This window comes from Aeromonas sp. 6P (assembly GCF_051919525.1).
In the GTDB taxonomy this organism is placed as follows: domain Bacteria; phylum Pseudomonadota; class Gammaproteobacteria; order Enterobacterales; family Aeromonadaceae; genus Aeromonas; species Aeromonas veronii.
The window spans coordinates 2,602,825-2,625,576 of sequence record NZ_JBQBEO010000002.1; the positions used below are offsets into that span (position 1 = coordinate 2,602,825).

Below are 22,752 nucleotides of genomic sequence, written 5' to 3' on the forward strand. Positions count from 1 at the left end.
ACCGGAGGTAACAACAGAAGATGTATTATTCACGGCATTACTCATAACGCAGCGCCTCGGCCGGTTTCACCCGTGCGGCGCGGGCCGCCGGATAAAGGGTGGCACTGAAGCTCAGCAGCACGGCGCCCAGCAAGATGGTGATGACCTGAGCCGGCTCGACAATCACCGGCAAGCCACTGCCGCCAGCCGCCATATAGAGGTTGAGCCCCACTGCATTGAGCAGAGGGTTGAGACCCAGGGAGAGCGCAAGGCCCGCCAGTCCGCCAAACAGGGCACCAATTACACCACTGGAGGCGCCGAGCACCATGAAGATTTTAACGATCCCTGATTCACTCATACCCATGGTGCGCAGGATGGCCACTTCGCCCTCCTTGTCCGTCACCACCATCACCAGCGCAGAGAGGATGTTGAAGGTGGCGACGGCGATGATCAGCACCAGCATCAGCCCCATCATCCGTTTTTCCATGGCGACCGCCTGGAACAGCTCGCCCCGCTCGCGGCGCCAATCCTGCCACAGCAGCCCATCCGGCAGCGGCGTCTTGATCACCTCGTCGGCCGCAAAGGGATCATCGAGCCAGAGGCGAATGCCACCGACGGTTTCTGGCGGCAGGCGCAGCAGCCGCTGGGCATCCCCCAGGGCGATCAGCGCAATCTGGTTATCCACATCGGCGCCGACCCCGAAGATGCCGGAGACGGTAAAGAGGCGCTGGGCCGGTACCCGACCAAACGGAGTGAAGCGGGTCCCTTCGGTCAGGATCAGGCGAACCTGATCGCCGATGGAGACATTGAGGCGACGTGCCACCCCCTGCCCCAGCACGATGCGGTAGTGACCCGCCTGCAGGGTATCGAGGCGCCCCCCCAGCATCTGGCTGTGGAGGATGTCATCCTTGGGCCACTTCGCAGGGTCAATCCCCTGCACGCTCACCCCGGTCAGCTGGCCGGGGCTTTGCAGCATCCCTTCGCTGTCGAGCATGGGGGCCGAGGCGACCACATGGGGTAATTTGGCCAGATCCGGCAAGCCTTGCGGGTCGGCATCAATGCGGCCAGCCTGATTGGTCACCACCACATGGGGGATCACCCCGAGGATGCGCCCTTTGAGCTGCCCTTCGAAACCGTTCATTACCGAAATGACCACCATCAGGGCGGCAACCCCGATGGCGATGCCAAAGGTAGAGAACAGGGAGATAAATGAGACGAAGCGATTGCTGCGCTTCGAGCCTGCATAACGCAGGCCGATGGCCAGCGAAAGGGGCTGAAAAAGTCCGGTCTTCAAGGATATGTACGTTGCCAACAAAATAAGATACCGGATAATAAAGGGAAACCGTCCATGACAACAAGGGATAGCCTCCATGCAGGAACAGTTCTTCAGCGTCACTCATGCCATGCCGGTCAATGTGATCCCCATGCCGGCCGACTTCCACCTCCCCTCGCTGGAGGAGCTGGACGCTGAGCTGCCGGAGCCCTTTCGGATCTCTTCGGCCATTACCTCCATCGATCTGGTGACCACTCGCCTGCTGCGCAACCAAAACGAGTCGATGCACGATCTGATCGAGATCGTCAATCAACAGTCCCGCAAGATCGACATGATCATGGGCTATGTGCTCTCCCTGCAGGACCATCCGGAGCAGCGCTTTCACACCCTACGCTTCGGGGCTGGTCAACTCACCTACCTGCACCCCTATCATGGTCACGGGGATGCGCCGCACCTGCACCAGATCGTGCGTCTCAAGCTCTTCCTGCGGGAAGAGGCGGCCGCCATCTACTGCTATGGCCAGGTCAAACAGCTCGACGGCGGTGAACATGGTACCCATGTGCAGCTCGACTATGTGCGGATCCGCGAAGATGACCGTGAACTGCTGGTTCGTGCCAGCCTCCACGTGCAATCGAAGCAGCTCAAGCTGCGCGCCCAAGAACGTCAGCGCTAACCAGAGCGAACGTCGCGATAGATAACGTCAACGTTAAAAGAATCGAATCATGCCAATGACACTCCCCGCCTTGCCCGCCAAAGCGGGCCAAAAGATCACGCTCGGCCAGCTGGTCGGCAGCAGCCTCTCGCTGATTGCAGCCCGTCTCACCAGTGAAGCCAAGGGGCCAGTACTGCTTATCACCGCAGATACCCCGAGCGCCCTGCGCCTGGAACAGGAGCTGCAGTATTTGCTGGCAGGCAAGCAGCAAGCCGATCAGTCCGTCCCCGTATTGCTGTTCCCCGATTGGGAGACCCTGCCCTACGACACCTTTTCCCCCCATCAGGACATCATCTCCCAGCGGCTCGAGACTCTCTACAAGCTGCCGCAGATGAGCAAGGGGGTGCTGATTGTCCCCATCTCCACCCTGATGTTGCGCTGCGCCCCCCAGGTCTATCTCGACAAATACAGCCTGATGGTGAAGGCCGGTCAGCGCCTCAACCTGCAACAGCTGCGCGGGCGGCTGGCCGAGGCGGGTTACGTGGCGGTGGATCAGGTGTTGGAACATGGCGAATTTGCCGCTCGCGGCTCCCTGCTCGATCTCTTCCCGATGGGCAGCAACAGCCCCTATCGCATCGACTTCTTCGATGATGAAGTGGACTCCATCCGCCCATTCGATCCCGAGACCCAGCGTTCCAGCGAACCGGTCAAGACAGTCAGCCTGCTGCCCGCCCGGGAATACCCTACCGACGAGGCGGCCATCGAGCTGTTTCGCGGCCAGTTCCGCGAGCAGTTCGAGCTGTCGCGGGCCGAGGGTTCCGTCTATCAGGAGGTGAGCAAGGGACGCTGGCCCGCCGGCATCGAGTATTATCTGCCGCTCTTCTTCAACCAGACAGCCAGCCTGTTTGACTACCTGCCGGAAGATACACTGCTGCTCACTGTGGGGGACATCTACCCCGCCGCCCAGCGCTTCTGGAACGACATCGGCCAGCGCTATGAAGACAGACGCTGGGACAACACCCGCCCACTGCTGCCACCGGCCCAGCTCTATCTGCCGGTGGAGCAGCTCTTTGCCTCTCTGGGCCAATATGGCGCGGTGCGGCTGCAAGAGGCCGCTACCGCCGGTGATGCAGGTCAGCACGATCTGCCCATCGAGGCGCTGCCCGACCTGCAACTCGATCACAGCAAGGAGCAACCCTTGCTGGCGCTCAACCAGTTCCTGCAAGGCTTTGCCGGGCGCACCCTGTTTGCGGTGGAATCCGAAGGGCGACGGGAGGTGCTCGGCGATCTGCTGGCGCGTATCTCGCTGCAACCCAAGGAGTTCCCCTCCCTTGACGCCTTTATGGCGAGCCCGGTTCGACACGGCTTGCTGGTTGCACCCCTTGAGCGTGGCTTCCTGTGGCAGGAGGTCGGTCAGGATCCACTGGCGCTGATCACCGAGACCGAGCTGCTGGGCGGCAAGGTGCGCAGCAAGCGAGCGCGGGAGAAGAGCAAAAACTTAAGCTCCGATGCAGTGATCAGAAACCTGGGCGAGCTGACCCAGGGCCAGCCGGTGGTCCATCTGGATCACGGGGTCGGCCGCTATCTGGGGCTCGAAACCATCGACGCCGGTGGTCTGCCCACCGAGTTTTTGACCCTCGAATATGCCGGCGGCGACAAGCTGTTCGTGCCGGTTACCAGTTTGCACCTTATCAGCCGCTACACCGGTTCTGATAACCCGCCCAGCCACAAGCTCGGCGGTGAAGCCTGGAGCAAGGCGCGGCGCAAGGCGGCGGAGAAGGTGCGCGACGTGGCAGCCGAGCTGCTCGATGTCTATGCCCACCGCGCCGCTCGCGCCGGGTTTGCCTTCAAGCAGGACAAAGAGGCCTATCGCCAGTTTGCCGCCAGCTTCCCGTTCGAGGAGACCGACGATCAGCTCAACGCCATCAATGCGGTGCTGGGGGACATGTGTCAGGCCAAGAGCATGGACAGACTGGTGTGCGGCGACGTGGGTTTCGGCAAGACCGAGGTGGCGATGCGGGCGGCATTTGTGGCCGTCCACGGCGGCAAGCAGGTCGCCGTGCTGGTGCCCACCACCCTGCTGGCGCAACAGCACTACGACAACTTCCGCGATCGCTTTGCCAACTGGCCGGTGCGGGTCGAGGTGCTGAGCCGCTTCCGCTCAGCCAAGGAGCAGAGCGCTGTGATGAAGGAATTGGCGGAGGGCAAGGTGGATATCATCATCGGCACCCACAAGCTGCTCAGCTCCGAACTCACCTTCAAGGATCTGGGACTGCTCATCGTCGATGAGGAGCACAGATTCGGGGTGCGCCAGAAGGAGAAGATCAAGGCACTGCGAGCCGATGTGGATATCCTCACTCTCACCGCCACCCCTATTCCGCGCACCCTCAATATGGCGATGTCGGGCATGCGGGATCTCTCCATCATCGCCACCCCACCCGCCAAGCGGCTCGCCATCAAGACCTTCGTGCGCCAGCACGAACCGGCGGTGGTGCGCGAAGCGGTACTGCGGGAACTCAAGCGTGGCGGTCAGGTTTACTATCTGCACAACGATGTCGAGAGCATCGAGAAGTGCGCAGCCGACCTGGCGGAGCTGGTGCCAGAGGCCCGCATCGGCATCGCCCACGGCCAGATGCGCGAGCGCGACCTTGAGCGGATCATGTCCGACTTCTACCACCAGCGCTTTAACCTGCTGGTCTGCACCACCATTATCGAGACCGGTATCGACGTACCGAGCGCCAACACCATCATCATGGATCGGGCGGATCACCTGGGTCTGGCCCAGCTGCACCAGCTGCGGGGCCGGGTTGGCCGCTCCCACCATCAGGCCTATGCCTACCTGCTCACCCCCCATCCCAAGCTGATGACCAAGGATGCGGCCAAGCGGCTGGAGGCGATCGCCTCGCTTGAAGATCTCGGCGCCGGTTTTGCGCTGGCGACCCACGATCTGGAGATCCGTGGCGCAGGCGAACTGCTCGGCGACGATCAGAGCGGCCAGATTGAATCGGTGGGCTTCACCCTCTATATGGAGATGCTGGAGCAGGCGGTCGAGGCGCTGAAAAATGGCAAGGAGCCGTCGCTGGAGCAGCTGATCAGCCAGCACACCGAGGTGGAGCTGCGCCTGCCTGCACTGCTGCCGGATGACTATATTCCGGACGTCAACATGCGCCTCTCCATGTACAAGCGGATCGCCAGTGCGGCGGACGAGCAGGAGCTGCGCGAGCTGAAAGTGGAGCTGATCGACCGCTTCGGCCTCTTGCCGGAGGCAACCAAAACCCTGCTGGAGCTGGCCGCTTTCCGCCAGCGCGCCACCGCCCTTGGCATTCGCCGGGTGGAGATGAGCGAGCGCGGCGGCTATCTGGACTTCACCCAGGAGACCAAGGTCAATCCGGCCTATCTGGTCAAGCTGCTCTCCAGCCAGCCAAGGGTCTACAAGATGGACGGGCCGACCCGGCTGCGCTTCCAGGTGCCGACCCAGGATCGCGCCATGCGCCTGAAACTGGTGGATGGTTTGCTGGCTGATCTGGCCAACAACAGCCTGTGAGTCTCTGCAACGCTGGCGGCGAGCCAGAGAGATAATGCCAACTAAAACGGGAGCCACATTGGCTCCCGTTTTGTTTATGTTGGCTGGTGACTAGCGTCTCCCCTTGTGGGAGAAGGGTCGGGGATGAGGGGGGGCAGTGAAAACCATTCCCCTCACCCTGCCCTATCCCTGGGGGAGAGGGAATCGCATCGGTAAATGTTGGGCTTCGCTGCGCTCAGCACCAACCTACACCTCTGACGATCAGCCCTGGTTGGCTGGATCCTCATGGGCGGAGAACTCGCGCATAAAGGCCTCGGCGCGCTCCACCATCTTGGTCGAGCCAACAAAGTAAGGGGTACGCTGGTGCAGCGCGGTGGGCTGGATATCCATGATGCGGCCAAAACCATCGGAGGCCTTGCCACCAGCCTGCTCCACCAGAAACGCCATCGGGTTGCACTCATAGAGCAGGCGCAGCTTGCCGTTTGGCGAGTTGGTGCCGGACGGATAGATGTAGATACCACCCTTGAGCAGGTTGCGATGGAAATCGGAGACCAGGGATCCGATATAGCGGGAGGTGTAGGGTCTGTGGGTCGCCTCATCACGCTCCTGGCAATATTTGAGGTACTTCTTCACCCCGTCCGGGAACTTGATGTAGTTGCCCTCGTTGATGGAGTAGATCTTGCCCTCTTCCGGAATGCGGATGTTCTCGTGGGAGAGGCAGAAGCAGCCGATAGAGGGATCGTAGGTAAAGCCGTTGACGCCAAAACCGGTGGTGTAGACCAGCATGGTGGAGGAGCCGTAGACCACATAACCGGCGGCGACCTGACGGTTGCCCGGTTGCAGGAAGTCCTCCAGCGTCACCGGCGAACCCTGCGGGCTCAAACGGCGGTAGATGGAGAAGATGGTCCCGACCGAGACGTTGACGTCGATATTGGAGGAGCCATCGAGCGGGTCGATCAGCACCACATACTTGGAGTTTTTGGAGAGCGGCGAGTCAAAGGCGACGAAGTCCTCTTCCTCTTCCGAAGCCATGCCGCACACCTCGCCGCGCGCTTCCAGCGCCGCCTTGAAGCGTTCGTTGGCATAAACATCCAGCTTCTGCTGCACCTCGCCCTGTACGTTTTCAGCGCCCATGGAACCGATGATATCCGCCAGTCCCGCCTTGTTGATCTCCCGGTTCACCACCTTGGCAGCAAGGCGGATCGAGCTGAGCAACGAGGTCAGCTCGCCGGTCGCGGTAGGATAATCCGCCTGCTTTTTGACGATGAACTCACCCATGGTGATCATGTTTCGCATTTTTGTTCCTTTAGATCGCATCCGTTGGCATTGAAAACGTTTGCAGGCGTCAGCAAAAAAAAATGCCGATCACCGGCGGCCTTGATTTGTAACCTAATGTAACGTCTGTTTTTTGTTTTTGCAGCGAATTAAGCGGCCTATTAAATAGGCTATCTCGCCTAACGTTATGGTAAAAAACGCGTTTTATTCGGTTTCATTCGATAACTTTCGGCCCCTTAATTCGTGGCAATAACCTGCTGCAAGCCATGAGTTGACTGACCTTGAGCCATTAAAAATGGAGTCTGATGGGCCTGCCGTTCCCTCAGCCATTGCCTCTTGAGATCCGATCGCCAATCCAGCACACTGATTTCGCTTTGGAAGCAAATAAAACTCAAGGATTATCAATGAACAAGACTCTCATTGCCGGCATGGTAGCCGGACTGTTTGCCCTTCCCGCCTGGGCTGCCCAGGTGCCTGCCGGTACCAAGCTGCTGCCGGATGCCCAACAAATCTACGTGACCAATATCGGCACCGAACCCACCACCATCGACCCCCAGCTGGTGGAAGAGAGTGCCGGTAGCGAGATCGTCAACGATCTGTTTGAAGGGCTCTATGTACTGGATGGCAAGGGCAAAACCCAGCCAGCTGGTGCCGTCAGTTACGAGGTCGACAAAACCGGTACCGTCTACACCTTCAAGCTGAGGCCCGAGGCCAAATGGTCTAACGGTGAACCGGTCACTGCCGCCGATTATGTCTACGGCTGGCAAAGGGCAGCCGATCCCAAGACCGCCTCCAACTACGCCTGGTTTATCGAGTTGACCGGTGTGGTCAATGCAAGCGAGGTGATCCAGGGCAAGAAGAGCCCGTCAGAGCTCGGGATTAAGGCGCTCGATGACCACACCCTGCAGGTAACCCTGAAAAATCCGGTCCCCTTCTTCCTGAAGATGCTGGCCCACTACACCACGTTCCCGGCCCCCAAGGCCACCATTGAAAAATTCGGTAAGGATTGGGTCAAACCGGGCAATATCGTCTCCAACGGAGCCTTTGTACTCAAGGAGTGGACCCCCAACGAACGGCTGAGTGCCGAGCGCAATACCCACTACTGGGACAACCAGCACACCGTCCTGAATAAGGTGGTCTATCTGGAGATCGTCTCCGAAACCGCCGCCTACAACCGCTACCGCACCGGCGAGCTGCACTACACCACCTACCCGCTGGAGCAGTACAAGCACATCAAGAGCCAGAGCCCGCAAGATCTGGTCAGCGCCCCCATGCTCGCCACCTATTACTATGTGTTCAACGTGAACCGCAAACCGTTCGATGATCCGAAAGTGCGCAAGGCGCTCTCGCTGGCCCTCGACCGGGAGACCATCACCGACAAGATCCTGGGACAAGGGCAACTGCCCGCCTTCAGCCTGACCCCACCGAGTGTCGATGGCTTTGACCTGAAAAAACCGGCCAGTCAGCAGCAAAGCAAAGAGGAGCGGATCAAGCAGGCCAAAACGCTGTTGGCCGAAGCGGGATATGGCCCGGACAAGCCACTCACCGTGGACATTCTCTACAACACCAACGAGAGCCACAAAAAGATTGCGCTGGCCGTCTCCTCCATGTGGAAACACAACCTGGGGGTCACCGCCACCCTCAACAACATGGAGTGGAAGACCATGGTCTCGGCACTCAACGAGGGGGATTTCGGGGTTAGCCGCTATGGCTGGAACGGGGATTATAACGATGCCTCCACCTTCCTCGACATAATGACCTCCAGCAGCAGTGCCAACAGCGGCAAGTGGTTCAACAAGGAGTATGACGCCCTGCTGGCCAAGGCCCACGACTCGCTGGATCCCGCTGAACGCAATGCCCTGTATCAACAGGCAGAGGCGCTCATTGATGCGGATGCCCCCATCGCCCCTATCTATTTCTCGGTCAAATCCAGGTTGCTCAAGCCTTTCGTGAAAGGCTACCCCCACCTTAACCCGCAGGATGTGGTCTACAGCAAGGAGCTCTATCTGGTTGCCCAGTAACCAGCTAGGAAGATGTAACCATAAAAAAGCGCCTGCATTGCTGCAGGCGCTTTTCATTGGCGGCCAAGCAGGCCATTGGGCCCATCTACGCTTTCGCGCAAGATTACTCTTCGGGACAGGGTGCCAGCACCACCCGGCGACGACCCATCACCACCGGACGCACCAGCAACTGTGCCAGCAAGACACCCAGCAGGGTCAGACCGCCCCCGATCAGGTGATAGCTGGTCAGCCGCTCACCCAGCAGGGTGATGGCAAGGCCAGCCGTCATCACCGGCAGCAGGTTCATAAAGATGGCGGTACGGTTGGCGCCGAGCAGGGCGATGCCCTGCATCCAGAGCCAGGGCGAGAGTGCCGAGGTGGGGATACCGGCATAGAGGATCAGCCACAGGGCCCGACCATCCGGCCACTGGCCATCCACCAGCAAAAAGAAGGGGGTCAGGATCACCACACTGCAGATCACCTGACCGTAGAGCAACGACCAGTTGTCGAGCCCAAGATCCCACTTCTTGAGCAGCACGCTGTAAAGGGCGTAAGTTCCCGCCGAAATCAGCATATAGACAGAGCCAATATGAATGCCTTGGGTGAACAGCCGGGTAGGATCCCCCTGCCCCAGCAAGATAGACAAGCCAAGGATGGAAAGCAGCGCCCCCAGTACAGCGCCCCAGGTGGGCCGCTCGCGCAGCAGCCAGATGCTGAACAACACGGTCAGCAGCGGCGTCAGACCCATCATCAACCCCATCTCGGTGGCTCCCAGGGTTTGCGCCGCGTAGTAACCAAAAGTCTGGTTGAGCACCATGCCCAGCGAGGCCAGCATGGCGATCTGCCAAATGCCGGCACGAATGCGGGCACGCGCACGCCATACCCGACGGGCCAGAAACGGACTTAATACCAGCGCAGCCACCACCCAGCGCGACCAGGCCAAGGCTGCAGGAGACAAAACGCCAACCGCCAGTTTGCTGACGATGCCATTGCCAGCCCAGATGGCAATGCAGGAGAAGGGAAACAGAAAGGCAAGGGGCATGAGAAGATCCAGACCGAAGAGACAACAGCGGGCCAGTATAGGGGGCGATGGGAGATAAACAAAGGTGTGGGCCTGAACAGCCACATGGTGAACGCCAGTCGCCAGAAACAAATATGCCCGCAAAAGTGCGGGCATATCAGTGCAGAAACAGGTTCAGAAGCGCATCACGCGGCATCCATGTGCAGTCTTGAGATCAGCTCGTTGACCTCGGTGACTGTCTGGCGATGGGGAATATCCGCCGGATTCGGCATCAGCAACAAACCGGATTGGAAATCAAACCGCCCCCGACCATGGATGTAAATCCGACCTTTAAAGAAGGTTTTGACATGCTTTGCCACCATCAGTGGCAGGTACTTCTTGAACACTCTCATCGTTTGCAACCTCTTGCAGTTGTATCCGTATGACAGCAGCTTCTGCGAATTAATTCCGTAAAGTATTTATAAAAATCCGGAAAACTCGCCCATCTCTTCCCAAAAAATTCAATCTATAACTTTTTATTAACTTTTAGCCTATTGTATGCGGCCCTTCGAGCCAGAGCAAGGCTCCTTTGCCATCGTGCCACTCGATACAAGCGATCCCCGAGGTGGCGAACATGGGTGCTCCTGCGGCCGGGCAGAGGCTTTGCACCAGATAACCCACCAGCGGCAGATGGCTGACCATCAGGATCTGGTCATGTTGCTGCGCCAAAGTGGTGAGGTAGCTGGCCACGAAAGCGGGATCACCGTAAGGGGTAATGTCGCCACTCTCTTCAACGGCTGCTGCGTCAGGTAATTCACTGCATATGGCTTGCCAGGTCTGACGTGCCCGCAGATAGTTGCTGTGGATCACCCGATCCAGCGGGCCAATCAGCTGAGGCGCCAGCCAGCGGGCCATCTGGATAGACTCTTCAATACCCTGCTCGGTCAATGGACGCTGTTCATCTGTTTTCGCATTCATGCCAGCCTGGCCATGACGCATGATATAGATCTTCATTACAACCTCGCCCAACGGGCCTGTTTTGATAGCCGGGGAATCTTACCCCGCCACGGGAGTGGAAACAATTGCGCTACCTCTCAGAAAAGGGTTTGCCTGACGGGATAGCGGGGTCGATAATCATGTTTAAATTCAAATAAATCCAACGTGAGTCACACGCCAATGAGCCCATATGCCAGTCCCAATGACCATCGGCAATACCATTTTCTGGAGCTGGCCAACCGGCTCAGGGTCTTGTTGATTTGTGATCCCGACACCGACAAATCTGCCGCCTCGCTGGCGGTCAATACCGGCCATTTTGACGATCCCGCCGACCGGCAGGGAATGGCCCATTTTCTGGAGCACATGCTGTTTCTCGGCACCTGCACCTACCCCAAGCCTGGTGAGTACCAGCAATTTATGAGCCGTCATGGCGGCAGCAACAACGCCTGGACCGGCACCGAGTTCACCAACTTCTTCTTCGAGATCGACAACGGCTTCTTCGAAGCGGGGCTGGATCGCTTCTCCCAGTTCTTTATCTGCCCCACCTTTGATCCGGAGTGGGTGGACAAGGAGCGCAACGCGGTCGACTCCGAGTATCGCCTCAAGCTGCAGGACGACATGCGCCGCAGCTATCAGGTGCATAAAGAGACGGTCAACCCGGCGCACCCCTTCTCCAAGTTCTCGGTGGGCAACCTTGATACCCTGGCCGATCTGCCGGGACGGGATCTGCGCTCCGACCTTATCCGTTTTTACGAAAGCCACTACAGCGCGGATCGCATGGCGCTGGTGATGATCTCGCCGGAATCCATCGATACCCAGTTGCAGTGGTGCTGTCGCTACTTTGCTCCCATTTTGAATCGCAATTTGGGAACCCCGACCCTCACCATGCCGCTCTATCGGCTCGATGATCTCGGCGTGCGCATCCACATCAATCCGGTCAAGGAGACCCGCAAGCTGTCGCTGAGCTTCCCCTTGCCCAATGTGGACGAGTTTTACGACAAAAAGCCCCTCACCTTCCTGAGCCATCTGATTGGCTACGAGGGGGATGGCAGCCTGCTCTCCCTGCTCAAGGCGAAAGGCTGGGTCAACCAGCTCTCGGCAGGTGGTGGCATCAGCGGCGCCAACTTCAAGGATTTTGGCGTCAACTTTGGCCTGACCCCCTTGGGCCTTGAGCATGTGGACGAGATCGTGGCCTTCCTGTTTGGCTACCTCAAGCTTATCGACCGTGCAGGGCTGGAGGCCTGGCGCTACGACGAGAAGCGCACCGTGCTCGAATCGGCGTTCCGTTTTCAGGAGCGCGGCCGCCCGCTCGATACCGTCTCGGGGCTGGTGCTCAACCTCTTTAGCTACCAGCCGGAGGATCTGCTGCACGGTGACTACATGATGCGGGAGTATGACGAGGCGCTGATCCGTCGCTTCCTCGCCAAACTCACCCCGCACAACCTGCGCATGACCATCACGGCGCCGGAGGTAACCACCGACCGGCTGGCCCGCTGGTATCAGACCCCCTACAGCGTGGCGACCATCACCGAGGCGGAGAAGATCCGCTGGCAGCAGAGCGAACCGGACAAGGCACTGGCGCTGCCCAAACCCAACCCCTTTATCAGCAGCCGGCTCGATCCGCGCACGCCGGAGATCGCCGCCGAGATGCCAGCCTGTCTTATCGATCGCCCCGGCTTTCGCCTCTGGCACCTCCATGAGCACCTGTTCAGTGTGCCCAAGGGAAATCTCTATATCTCCATCGACAGCGAACACGCGGTCAAAAGCCCGCGCCACATCGCCATGGCGCGCCTAGCGGTGGAGCTTTTGGCCGACCACCTCAATGCCCTCACCTATCCGGCGGAGCTGGCGGGGCTTGGCTACCAGATCTATGCCCATCAGGGGGGCTTTACCATCAACCTGAGCGGCTTTGCCGACAAGCAGCCGCTGTTGCTCGACATGATCCTCGGCAACCGCACCCTGGGGTATCCGGATCCGGGTCGCTTCGCCGAGATCAAGGAGCAGCTCATTCGCAACTGGGATAACCAGTCCAAGGCGCGCCCCATCTCCCAGCTCTTTAACCAGCTCACCAGTTTGCTGCAACCGAACAACCCGCCGTTCGAGCAGTTGCTGCGCCACCTGCGCACCGTCGAGCTGGAGGAGATGCCCGGCTTCGTGGCCCAGCTGTTTGGCGAGGTGCATGTCGAGGCATTGGTGCATGGCGACTGGACTGCCGCCGAAGCACTGGAGCTGGCCGCCCTGATGGAGCGCCACCTGAGCGACATCAATGGCACCAGCAGCAAACCGAGTGGCGAGACCCGCCGCCCGCTTATCTCGATTCAGGACAGGGGCACCCTTATTCGCGAGCAGGGCTGCGAGCACGAAGATTCGGCGCTCCTGGTCTACTACCAGTCCCGCACCACCCGGGCACGGGATCTCGCCTGCTTTACCCTGGCCAACCACATCATGTCCTCCACCTTCTTCCACGAGCTGCGCACCCGCCAGCAGCTCGGTTATGTGGTGGGGGCTGGCAACCTGCCGCTCAATCGCCACCCGGGTCTCATCTTCTATATCCAGTCGCCGGTGGCGGGGCCCCAGCATCTGCTCGATGCGGTGGAGGAGTTTATCGACCTCTTCCCGCTGGCCATGCTCGAATTTACCGAGCAGCAGTGGCAGGAGAGCAAGGCCGGGTTGCAGGCCCAGCTCAGCGAGCGCGACGCCAATCTGCGCAGCCGCGGCCAGCGGCTGTGGGTCAGCATCGGCAACAAGGATCTGGGGTTCGACCAACGGGAACGGGTCTGCGAGGAGGTCGGCAAGCTGACGCGCGCCGATCTGGTGCGCTTTATCACCCAGCTGCGTTCACGCACCTCCGATCGGCTGATCCTCTGCAGCTACGGGCAGGGCCACGAGCACGAGGAGCGGATCACCGGCCAGTTTATCGACGACCCGCGGGCCTTCCGGCTCAATGCCGCCACCTTCGAGGCCTGATCAGGCCTCGCATCTCCCCGTTTTTCCTTCCACGGCAAATCGCAGCCAATAAAAAGCCGACCCACGAGGGTCGGCTGGAAAAACCATAACAATTGCGACAAAGCCGCCAAAAGTGAACATGAGCGTGAAAATCAGACACTGAGTTGATGACAGGCAAGCAGGAAACCCCTTGAACTCGCCGTACAATGCCAACAGTGATTGAGAAACAGCCACATCTTAGGCACTCCCCCCGAAAACCACGTTGATCTACGTCAAAGGAGGTAGCGAAGAGTCCACCTGACGACTCATTTGCCCTGCCGGATCACTCTTTGGCGCCCGCCAGCTGCCTCTCAGGCGCGGCGGATCAGGCGATAGGCCACTTCGTCAAAATAGGAGAGCTGACCGGAGAGCACCCGCGGGTGATCCACCTCGGCAGCCCGCCCCAGCACCTCAACCCGAAAGTCCCGTTCAAACAGCGCCCGCACCTCCATCTCGCCCACCGAGAAGGGCGGCTGGCTCTGCTGCTCCGGCTGATATTCAAGGGTCACCAGCAAGATCTGGCCCCCCTCCTCCACCAACCGGCTCATCAGCGCCGCATACTGGCGGCGCATGGCGGTTGGCAGGGCGATCAGCGCCGCCCGGTCATAGACCAGCCGATAGCGACGGCCAAGCTCGGGGGCGGCAAAGAAATCCCCCTCAAAGATGCGCAGGCTATCGACCTGATGGCACTGATAGGGGCCCACCTCGCTCACCGCCGCCTTCAGGTGGTTTTCACTGAAAAAGCTGGCGATGGCGACGGAGGAGAGCTCGAAGCCATCGACCGGATGACCCTGCCCGCTCAGCCAGAGCATGTCGCGGGACTTGCCGCACAGGGGCACCAGCACCGGCTGATCCGGCTGCTGCGCCGACCACCAGGATTGCAGCCAGCGGTTGAAATCTGCCTGATGAAAGCCAATTCGGTTCTCTTCCCAACGCTGATGCCAAAACGCAGCTTCCATCATGATTCCCCATTGCTTACGAAAAATTGCTTACGAAAAATTGCTTACTAAAAGATGCCTCAATATCACAACTTAACCGACACCACGCAACCCTCTGCCCACCCTTTTTATCGGGCGGCCCCTCACCGCCTCTCCTGTGATGGCCTGCGGGACACTCTGGCCTCTCCCGCAGGCAAACAGGGGCTTAAACCCATGCCAAAACGGCATGGGTTGGTGATGATTAATGAGCAAAAGAGGAGGATTTAACGGGCCGAAGAGGCCCGCAAGATCACAACAGCGTGCTGCGCACCGCCGCAAGCTGACGGCCGATCTCGGCAAAAGCGGGCCGCTCGCCATGAAGTTCAGAGAGGCAGGCCGCCGTGAGCTGGTGCAAACCGGCAAGCTGCGCGTCATCAACATCGCCATCGCAGCGTGCCAGCAGCTCCTCCAGCAGGCAGCCAAAGGCGCGCACCTCCAGTCGCTCCAGCCCCTGTGCCAGCTCGCGATCATGCAGGTCATAGAGGGAGGCGGCGCCAAAATCACCGAGCAGGGCGTGGGCAGAGGGCCCGCGGGTAAAGAGGATATTGTGGCCGTAGAGATCCCCGTGCATGATGCCGGCCTGGTGCAGATGACCCGCCACCGAGGCAATCCCCAGAGCCAATGTCAGCGCCTCGGCCAGGGTAAAGCGCAGCCCGTCGTCATAGACATCTCGAGTGCAGGAGGCCAGACTCGGCGGCCCCGCCAGATTGGCAAAGGCCGGGTCGATCAGCGCCATCACCAGCGCCGGCATACCGGAGGGGTGAGCGGCCACCCGCCCCAGCACGGGGATCAGGTTGGGATGGGCGCCTGCCGCCAGCGACGCCGCCATCTCGCACTGGGGCAAGCCATCGCTGGTCACCGCCCCCTTGAAGATCTTGACCGCAACCTCACTCGCGCCAATGGCATCGCTCGACTCATCGGCCATACGCTCAGTCATCAGCGGCTCACTGCGCATGGCCGCGCGATAAATAACGCCAGAGGCCCCCTGCCCCAGCAGCTCGCCGAGCGCAAGGCGCTGCCACGGCAGGGTGGCAACCTGCTCATCGCTGATGGCGCGCGCCTCCGCCCCCTCGCTAAAGGGGTTGCCGGAGTAGGCAAGCCAGGCAAGGCGCGGCAACGAGAGCAACCACTCGGGGAAGCGCTCAATGCGGTTGGCGGCGATGCGCAGCAGCTCCAGCTTGCGGCAGTTGGTAAGGCTTTCCGGCAGCTCGCGCAGGCGGTTGCCCGCCAGCATCAGCTTTTGCAGGGCGTCGCACTGGCCCAACTCATCGGGCAGCCGCTCAATTGCGTTATCGGTCAGGATCAGCCAGCGCAAACCGGCGGGCAGTGCTTTTGCCGAGACGGTGGCAATCTGGTTGGCCTTAAAGCCCACCATAGTAAGCGCCGGGCAGCGCCCCAGCACCTCGGGCAGCTCGGTAAAGCGGTTTTCGGAGCAGAAGATGATGCGCAGTTTGCCAAACCCGGCCAGCTCGTCCGGCAGCGTGCTTAGCTGGTTGCCGGTGAGATCCAGCACCTCCAGCGTCTCTTTCAGGCTCAAAATCTCGTGGGGGAACTCCGTCAGATTTTCAGAGAGCTTCAAATGGCGGGCACCGCACAGTTCACCCGCGCGCAGCTGTTCCAGAGTATGCATAACCGTTTCTCAATCCTGATGATCTGCCTGATGGCACAGCGACCATCAGCGCGCGCCGAACCCGGGTCCGGCGATTTTAAAGGGGGGCATTATAAAGAATTCGGGGCGCAGATCGCCCCTTTTGTTGCTTTGGCAAGGCTCGGCGCTCAGCCGCCCCACCCCGGCGAATTGACGACGAGAAGTAGGGTGCAATAAGCGCAGCGCATTGCACCGTTTACTGAGCGGCTTTTGTGCAATGTATGAGGAACAAAAGTAGAGGTGCAATTTCATTGCACCCTACTTATTTGTATCTCTTATTTACTTTTATCAACCCACCCTGTTCGTCATATTTTCCGACAATCCCATCTTGTTTGAGACGATCAAGCAGCGCACGATCGGCTGATGTATTTGGAATCCTAGGTTTGTCATATCCGACCGTAGTTAGCTTCGCATAATCGCCACCGACTGAAGTTAAAATTTTGAATAACTGTTCAGTTGGGATTGATACCAGATTAGGTTCGAGTAACTGTACGAGCAATTGAGCATCAATACCTGCCTGTGCCATTTTATGCAAAACTATCGACGGTAGTTGATGTCGATTGATAGCTGCAAACTGAGCCAACTCCTCAAGCCCCTGAGCACCACCCACCTCTACATATTCAACAGACTGCTCGATAATCACCATTTTGATCACTGAATCAATATCATTGCTGGTCAAAAGCCTAGCCAAATCTGTACCCACTAGCTCTGGCGACATGTAATTGACAAATTTCTCCGATGCACAAATAAATTGATGGCGCGTCGACCAATCCAACGTAGCAAGATACGCGTAAGTTTCAAACTCGTCCGCAATAATTTTGTTTTTTAGCAGCAGAGGGAATAATTCCCCAGCTTCCGGTGCAACATCCTCAACATTTAGGAATTCGCCCAAATCCAAGCTTGTGACAAGTTCTACACGTAATATTGGTGATGGGATATCTACCTTCGCCTCCAGTACAGCGACAGCTAATTTTTCCTTTATCTTATCTTCATTTTTTTTATTCTCGGTGATACATCCTGCATGAGTCAGCACCTTTGCCAAGTGTGAATCAATCGAATTAAACACATCGAAATAACAACTGACATTATTAAAGGTAGCAGGGAAACGCAAATGCTCTGCCAAAGCAGGCCACGCGGTATCAGACACGTCATTCAAATCTGTGATTATACAATTTGACGCTGCACGCTCGATCACATCACCAAGGAGAGATTCTTCTCGCCCAAGCACATCTTCTATCACTATGTTGAAGTGCTCATTTGCATCAATTGTCGTGGTAAGTCCTTTCGTATTTTTTAAATAAGCACCTAAATGCGCAAGTACATACTCGTAAGTTGTATTGTTTGCTGTACGAATGACATCAAGTGCTACTGTATTTGTGTTGCTGATCGCAATAGTGAGGTTCTCATGAGTGATCTCATACACATTACGTGAGACAAATGATGAACAAACAGATTTGCCAAGATGCTTGAGGCTAAACACCTTGATACTCGAATCAGCATAAAGATTACCTATACGCTCTGCTATGGCAGATTCAGTAGAGTCAGAAGTCAACGATATGAATTCTGAATAGTATGTTGAGAGATATTTAGCTACCGCCGAATCAGCACGAAGCTTTAATGATGTAAGATTAGCCAGTGTCATATCGACCAATTTCAACCGTAATCCTTCTTCCAATTCGACTTGAGTGATCAGATAAACAAGTACCCTCGGGCAAACAGCTGTAAATTGCTTAATAAAGGCTGCGCTTTGTGTTCCTGCAGAGAGATATGACTGTAAAAAACGCGTCTGGTTATTCCCAAGCTCCGCAAGGGAACGAACCATAATATCTGATCCATTGATATCAGTCACCAAAAGGTGGTCAAGGATGGCTATATTATACAATGCGGATTCTTTCAGTGAGCTTCGACCTCGCTCACGAACGACGGCATCAACATCATCTGGAGATAATTCAAAATACTCATCCATCAGGCCTCTTTCAACATGATGAATGATAAAGTTAGTCGCTGCAGGACTTACTCGATCTCCATGAAAGGTTGACGTATATAAAGTGAAATTTCTGTTGAGGTATCCTGCGCAGACAAGCTGATAAGCTAAACCAGGTTTCAGGAGAGACTTCGCAATTGTATCGAAGGGCTGTTCAACCCCCTCATACATCACAATAAAATCAGGTCGTTTAATTAACTCATTAAGCTCAGCAGTTCTCAAGAATCTTATATCTTGCTGCTTATCCTCAATCTGTTCAGTTAAAAATCTGTGATCCTCTTCGTTCCAACTTTCAGCATCTAGAGGATCATCTAGAGCACCTGCGAGATTATTACGAGTGAATGACAGTGAAGTTTTATTGTAATAATTACTGTTACTGTGCCATTGAAGTACAGCAGTATTAGAATCTGCCGCGACGAAACTAGCCCAGAAACTTGGTTGCTTAAGTTCATCCTTAGACAAGGCTTCTTGTTTAAAATTTAAAGAACCATTTTTCCACTGAGTGCCGATTGATTCTAGCGTCCGCTCTACATGTGCAATTAGCTTCTCACCTAATTTATTGTTGCGTCTTTCAGCACCAGTTCGCCGTGCGAGCTGTTGACGTAACTCTATACATTTCTTATCAAGTTTAGTTATGTTCGAATTTACAATTTCGCGACTATATTTGTAAAGAATATCAAGATTACTCTTGCCAAGCCGGATATACTCGAAGTCTGTCAAATGAGTACTTTTGTATAGCATCATCGCAAAAAGATCGGTTTCACTTAGCTGGAGCTGCTCACCGTCACCCGAAAAAATCCGACCACGAAAAACAATAAACTCGTTTCGAATGTTTTTTAGCAATCGCATGTCTGGGACATATTGTGCAGCTAAATCTAGCAGAGCAGGAGCTACGTCATGATCTATTTTCCCCAGCAGTTGTGTTGCTAGATTGCGAGCACTTCTGTGAGTGATAAATGGGACAACGGGAATAACCATGTCAAAGAATTTAGTACGGTTTGCTCGTGCGGACTCAACCAGTGCAGGATCATCGGTTGTAACTATACCCATCTCAAGCTTTCGACCTTCTGCTTCTAATCCAATCTGGTCGAAGATGCTGTCTTTAATGGCATAGATAAAACGAATTGAGTTTTTTATCTGAGGTGCGGTGTTAAGTAATGTATTTAACGCTCGGAGGGTTTCGAAAATATATGAGTCGTTGAAGCGATCAATATCCTCGAAGATCACAACATCATGTTCTGACACTTCAAAAAAGTAGACGATCTCATCAAGATACTGATCAAAGTATGAAACAGAATGGTCGTCAAGAGTCACAGTTGCCGAAGCAGCTGAAAACTGCTTGATGTGAAATTTCCCATAGAACCACCAGCGAACCAGAAGCGCAGCCCCCGCACCTAGCCCTAAAACTCCAGCGTGAGCCCAATCACCGACACCTTTTAACATTGTCAGCGAGGCAATAATCTGATTTGTCCATCCGGTCAGTAAGAAAATGATCGCAAAAACAAATCCAAGTACTATCGCCATCCCAATTTCTCGTGGCCATCGAAAGCGCTGAATACGTTGAAACCGCGAACCTGGCGTTTTACTTGGCTCTTCTCGGTAGAGTAACTGTTTGACGATTTCCTGCTGGATACGATTGGTCTGGGTAGTTGCCTGTTTTGGCACAGATTCGTCGAGTTGTGACATTTCGATTGGAGCAAGGGTCGACAACGATAGCTCAACCACTCGGTCTTTCTGTCTGCGAGCAACCTCTCGCAGGATGCTACTTTTACCTACCCCATAATTACCAGACAAGGCTATATTCCGGATTTGCTCGTCAGCAAAAGCTGATTCAATTGCCGCAACATACTCACCATGTTCAGCCTCGAGGTATTCGGGCGTAAGAGGTACTAGATTCCAAGGTTCAGACGAAGTATTTTTTTGGCACACCATCATGTCGCACATTTTCTCCATTCAGGACATCACATTGTGCCACTCCCTATAGAGAAATACCCAAACCGATCGCATAAAATTTTGTTCTGGAGCAAAAATAAATTAACTACGCAATAGGCCGCAGATAAACATGAAGGTGCATCAGAATTAAAAAGACGCCCTAAGGCGTCTTTCTTTATCTGGAGTCTGTAGCAAACCGGTTAGGAGATCTCCCCCTCCCCATCTTGCCCGCAACCCTATCAGATCGGGGTAATGGAGGTGATATGGGCCGAGCCATCCAGAGACTGGAAGATCTGCACCACGGCTTCGCCATGGATCGGCTGGGCGAGCGGCACAGTGCTCTTGCACTTGAAGCGGTAGTTGGTGCCAGCCACCACCTGGGTGGAGACTTCAAAGGGGGTGTACTGTACCCCGACAAATCCTTTCATCGCCTGGTTGAACACTGCCTGATCTTCGGCGGTCAGCTTGTGATATGCGGTCCATCCACCCACCAACACTGCTTGTTCTGACATATCAAACTCTCCGTGCTCTATGATCCCGACTCGTTTGGCCGTTCGGGCTGCGCCCCGTTGATTCAAGTGGTTTCCGGTCTCCACCGGGGTGTCGTCACTGCCAGTTGGCGCGATGACGATGAGCAAATTTGCGCAGCTATCTGCAACTGGATCAGCCCTCCCCCCAGCCACAAGCCACTGTTGACAGCGGGCTCAATTGGCATGAGAGAGCCTAGTGCGGGATGGCAAAAATGCCCCTGTCACATATGACAGGGGCAAGGTGGCAAAAAAGCTGCTCGAAAAAGAAGATGTGTGGCGCAAACGATTGAGAAAAGAAAAGACGCCTCAAGGGCGTCTTTTTGCATTTTTATGCTCGAAGGGCAGAAGGGCGCGAGCCGCTTATTCCCATTCGATGGTTGCAGGCGGCTTGCCGGAGACGTCGTACACCACGCGGGAGATACCGTTGATCTCGTTGATGATGCGGTTCGATACGTGACCGAGGAAGTCGTACGGCAGGTGAGCCCAGTGGGCAGTCATAAAGTCGATGGTTTCAACGGCGCGAAGCGCAATAACCCAGTCATATTTACGACCATCGCCCATGACGCCAACGGAGCGCACCGGCAGGAACACAGCGAACGCCTGGCTGACCTGGTTGTAGAGGTCAGCTTTGCGCAGCTCTTCGATAAAGACCGCATCGGCGCGGCGCAAGATATCGCAGTACTCTTTCTTCACTTCGCCAAGGACGCGCACGCCCAGACCCGGGCCCGGGAACGGGTGACGGTAGAGCATGTCGTAGGGCAGACTCAGCTCGAGGCCAACGCGGCGCACTTCGTCTTTGAACAGTTCGCGCAGCGGCTCGACCAGACCCATCTTCATCTCTTCCGGCAGGCCGCCGACGTTGTGGTGAGACTTGATGACGTGGGCCTTGCCGGTCTTGCTGGCAGCGGATTCGATAACGTCCGGATAGATGGTGCCTTGTGCCAGCCACTTGGCGTTTTTCAGCTTTTTCGCTTCATCATCAAACACTTCGACGAAGACGCGGCCGATGATCTTGCGCTTGGCTTCCGGCTCGTCAACACCGGCCAGGGCAGAGAGGAAGCGCTCTTCGGCATCGACCTTGACGATGTTGAGGCCAAAGTGATCGCCAAACATCTCCATCACTTGGGTGCCTTCGTTCAGGCGCAGCAGACCGTTGTCAACGAAGACGCAGGTCAGGCGATCGCCGATGGCGCGGTGTACCAGCATGGCGACCACGGAGGAGTCGACACCGCCGGAGAGGCCGAGGATCACTTCATCGTCCCCCACCTGCTCGCGGATGCGGGCAACGGCGTCGTCGATGATGGTGGCTGGGGTCCAGAGGCATTCGCAGCCACAGATGTCTTTGACGAAGTGCTCCAGCATGCGGGCACCCTGACGGGTGTGGGTCACTTCCGGGTGGAACTGCACGCCGTAGAAGCGCTTGGCCTCACACGCCATGGCCGCGTGCGGGCAGGTCGGGGTCTGGGCGATGGTGGTGAAGTCGGCCGGAATGGTAGTGACCTTGTCACCGTGGCTGATCCACACATCCAGCAGGGCATTGCCGTTGTCGGCGATGGCATCTTCGATGTTGCGCAGCAGCGCACTACTCTTGCCAGCCTCGCCCAGCACTTCCACCTTGGCGTAACCGAATTCACGCTCGGTGGAGGATTGCACCTTGCCACCCAGCTGCTCGGCCATGGTCTGCATGCCATAGCAGATACCAAACACAGGGACACCGGCGTTGAATACATACTCGGGGGCGCGCGGGCTGCCCGCTTCGGTGACGGACTCGGGGCCGCCGGAAAGGATGATGCCGCTCGGATTGAATTCGCGGATCTGCTCTTCGGTTACGTCCCAGGCCCACAGTTCGCAGTAAACGCCGATTTCGCGCACGCGGCGGGCGATCAGCTGGGTGTACTGGGAACCGAAGTCGAGGATAAGGATACGGTGCTGGTGAATGTCTTTAGTCATTTTATTCCTGCATCAGGCTGATGTTGTCACAAAGGGCACGGGATAAAA

At 56.8% G+C, this 22,752-nt stretch carries 14 protein-coding genes; 4 read left to right on the top strand and 10 right to left on the bottom strand.

Annotation, left to right across the window (positions count from 1 at the left end; translation table 11 throughout):
- Window positions 1–37 precede the first annotated feature (37 nt).
- Complete coding sequence (locus ACTG2J_RS12150) at window positions 38–1,273, bottom strand: lipoprotein-releasing ABC transporter permease subunit (protein WP_005345085.1); 1,236 nt, start codon at window positions 1,271–1,273, stop codon at window positions 38–40.
- A 76-nt stretch (window positions 1,274–1,349) separates the two neighbouring features.
- On the opposite strand from ACTG2J_RS12150, the gene ACTG2J_RS12155 reads away from it, so the two are divergent.
- Both ACTG2J_RS12155 and mfd read left to right on the top strand, forming a co-directional pair.
- Window positions 1,350–1,925 (top strand): PilZ domain-containing protein, encoded by a 576-nt coding sequence (locus ACTG2J_RS12155; protein WP_113739392.1) that lies wholly within the window; start codon window positions 1,350–1,352, stop codon window positions 1,923–1,925.
- A 55-nt stretch (window positions 1,926–1,980) separates the two neighbouring features.
- The gene (gene mfd, locus ACTG2J_RS12160) at window positions 1,981–5,448 is read left to right on the top strand and encodes a transcription-repair coupling factor (RefSeq protein WP_439997912.1); all 3,468 of its coding nucleotides are present in this window, start codon (window positions 1,981–1,983) and stop codon (window positions 5,446–5,448) included.
- A gap of 240 nt (window positions 5,449–5,688) precedes the next feature.
- Here the strand turns inward: mfd and fbp are convergent, their stop codons facing one another.
- A complete protein-coding gene (gene fbp / locus ACTG2J_RS12165) occupies window positions 5,689–6,723 on the bottom strand; it encodes a class 1 fructose-bisphosphatase (RefSeq protein WP_005336993.1) in 1,035 nt (344 codons plus the stop codon).
- A gap of 383 nt (window positions 6,724–7,106) precedes the next feature.
- Here fbp and ACTG2J_RS12170 point away from each other — a divergent pair, with 383 nt between their 5' ends.
- Window positions 7,107–8,723, top strand: coding sequence for a peptide ABC transporter substrate-binding protein (locus ACTG2J_RS12170; RefSeq protein WP_439988568.1), 1,617 nt, complete (start codon window positions 7,107–7,109; stop codon window positions 8,721–8,723).
- Window positions 8,724–8,826: 103 nt separating this feature from the next.
- Here ACTG2J_RS12170 and ACTG2J_RS12175 read toward each other — a convergent pair whose 3' ends face one another.
- From ACTG2J_RS12175 to sixA, 3 genes are all read right to left on the bottom strand, one after another.
- Window positions 8,827–9,744, bottom strand: coding sequence for a DMT family transporter (locus ACTG2J_RS12175; protein WP_075115921.1), 918 nt, complete (start codon window positions 9,742–9,744; stop codon window positions 8,827–8,829).
- 164 nt (window positions 9,745–9,908) lie between these two features.
- A complete protein-coding gene (locus tag ACTG2J_RS12180) occupies window positions 9,909–10,115 on the bottom strand; it encodes a DUF1107 domain-containing protein (protein ID WP_005336998.1) in 207 nt (68 codons plus the stop codon).
- 133 nt (window positions 10,116–10,248) lie between these two features.
- Window positions 10,249–10,716, bottom strand: a complete 468-nt coding sequence (sixA, locus tag ACTG2J_RS12185; protein WP_005351311.1) for a phosphohistidine phosphatase SixA — start codon at window positions 10,714–10,716, stop codon at window positions 10,249–10,251.
- Window positions 10,717–10,878: 162 nt separating this feature from the next.
- Between sixA and ACTG2J_RS12190 the strand changes: the two genes are divergently transcribed.
- The gene (locus tag ACTG2J_RS12190) at window positions 10,879–13,665 is read left to right on the top strand and encodes an insulinase family protein (RefSeq protein WP_439988567.1); all 2,787 of its coding nucleotides are present in this window, start codon (window positions 10,879–10,881) and stop codon (window positions 13,663–13,665) included.
- A gap of 329 nt (window positions 13,666–13,994) precedes the next feature.
- On the opposite strand, the gene ACTG2J_RS12195 is transcribed toward ACTG2J_RS12190, so the two are convergent.
- The 5 genes from ACTG2J_RS12195 to guaA form a co-directional block, all read right to left on the bottom strand.
- Window positions 13,995–14,642, bottom strand: coding sequence for a thiopurine S-methyltransferase (locus ACTG2J_RS12195; RefSeq protein ID WP_439997913.1), 648 nt, complete (start codon window positions 14,640–14,642; stop codon window positions 13,995–13,997).
- A 268-nt stretch (window positions 14,643–14,910) separates the two neighbouring features.
- Window positions 14,911–16,290 carry a leucine-rich repeat-containing protein kinase family protein gene (locus ACTG2J_RS12200; RefSeq protein WP_439988566.1) on the bottom strand — a complete coding sequence of 460 codons (1,380 nt, stop codon included), beginning with the start codon at window positions 16,288–16,290 and terminating at the stop codon, window positions 14,911–14,913.
- Window positions 16,291–16,570: 280 nt separating this feature from the next.
- Window positions 16,571–20,227, bottom strand: coding sequence for a YobI family P-loop NTPase (locus ACTG2J_RS12205; protein WP_439997528.1), 3,657 nt, complete (start codon window positions 20,225–20,227; stop codon window positions 16,571–16,573).
- Window positions 20,228–20,463: 236 nt separating this feature from the next.
- Window positions 20,464–20,736 (bottom strand): hypothetical protein, encoded by a 273-nt coding sequence (locus tag ACTG2J_RS12210; protein WP_033115211.1) that lies wholly within the window; start codon window positions 20,734–20,736, stop codon window positions 20,464–20,466.
- A gap of 378 nt (window positions 20,737–21,114) precedes the next feature.
- Entirely contained in the window at window positions 21,115–22,704 is a 1,590-nt protein-coding gene (guaA, locus tag ACTG2J_RS12215; protein WP_439997529.1) for a glutamine-hydrolyzing GMP synthase, read from the bottom strand.
- Window positions 22,705–22,752: the final 48 nt, after the last annotated feature.